The organism is Nostoc sp. CALU 546 (assembly GCF_048836525.1).
The window spans coordinates 1-1603 of the sequence record NZ_JAWJTF010000398.1 but is presented as its reverse complement, the minus strand read 5'-3'; the positions used below and the strand labels follow the sequence as shown (position 1 = coordinate 1603).

Sequence of the window (1603 nt, the reverse complement as noted above, 5' to 3'; positions counted from 1 at the left end):
CGAACACGGCGGTGAGGATGTCAACCATTTTTTTCGCAACGCGATCGCATAAATAATTAATGCCTGATAATTAATAAGGCAATCTACACAGAGCAAAAATGCAGACTCTCCAAAAACTCTTCCTCCCAAGCATGGGCTGTGGGACTTGGGCCTGGGGCAATCAACTGCTTTGGGGATATGACGAAAGCATGGATGACCAATTGCAAGCCGTCTTTAACCTTTGTGTAAGCAACGGTGTAACTTTATTTGATACAGGTGATTCCTATGGAACTGGGAGATTGAATGGTCGCAGTGAGTTACTGCTGGGACGATTCAACCGAGAATATGTAGGTTCAGACAAAGACAATATTTGTATTGCTACTAAGCTTGCTGCTTACCCGTGGAGATGGACACGCCAATCAATGGTAAGGGCTTGTAAGTCATCTGCTCAACGCCTGGGAAGAAATGTTGATTTGGTACAGATGCACTGGTCTACAGCGAATTATGCCCCTTGGCAAGAAGAAGGGCTGTTAGATGGTCTTGCCGATGTATATGAGCAAGGACTGGTCAAGGGAGTGGGACTATCCAATTATGGGCCGAAACGACTTAGGAAAGTGCAGAAAAAGTTTGCTGAACGAGGCGTTCCGATTGCAACTTTGCAAGTTCAATACTCTTTGTTGTCTACATATCCTGTCACTCAACTCAAGCTCAAAGACCTTTGTGATGAGTTGGGAATTAAATTGATTGCCTACAGCCCTCTCGCTTTGGGAATACTAACAGGAAAATACTCTGAGCAAGGCCCTTTGCCCAAAGGCATCCGAGGTCTGCTATTTAGACAGATATTACCAGGAATGCGATCGCTGTTGGGATGTTTGCGAGAGGTGGCACAGTCTAGAAACAAAACCATGTCACAGGTAGCAATTAATTGGTGCATCTCTAAAGGAACCATTCCCATCCCTGGAGCCAAGAGCGTTGAACAAGCGAGGGAGAATCTTGGTGCGTTGGGTTGGCAATTAGATGCCAGTGAGATTGCAGAGTTGGATAGTGCAGCGGCAAATGCCGACAAAAAAATGGTACAAAATATCTTTCAAACTAAGTAAAATCTCAATATTTCTCAATTTAAATATCACATTGCAAAACCTGGTTTAAATCCGAGAATAAAAAGACTTGGATTTTCCATCAATTCCGACATAAATCTCTTAATTATGTCTGAGTTATTAGTGATATAAATTACTATTTTTAGCTGAAAGTATAGCGCTTTTATTCATTTTTTTGTTAAAAATAGCTTTTTATCGACTAGCTACGGAATTAAAACTACGTAGAATTTGTTTTTAGATAACATCTAAAAAAGACTTAAATCAAGGAGTTATGTCCTAACATTTAGTGTGTGGAACTTGATTTTTAACGTTGACTAAGAAAGAATGAATATTGAGTCTAACATCTTGTAGACACTCTTGGTGACAACTTAACCTTATCCAATGTCCACAGTCCGCGAAAGCGGACTTTTTTTATATATTAGCTGAGAGCTATTAATCAAACTGATTAGCTCGTTATTGAGAAGTGAATTAATTACTTGAATATGAAATTTAGAAAATATAAGAGCCTATTTATCGAACAGAATTCA

At 39.8% G+C, this 1603-nt stretch carries 1 protein-coding gene; it reads left to right on the top strand.

The features are described 5' to 3' along the window. Positions 1-98: 98 nt before the first annotated feature. On the top strand, positions 99-1079 hold the full coding sequence (locus tag RRG12_RS44010; protein WP_069070349.1) for an aldo/keto reductase: 981 nt from the start codon (positions 99-101) through the stop codon (positions 1077-1079). Positions 1080-1603: the final 524 nt, after the last annotated feature.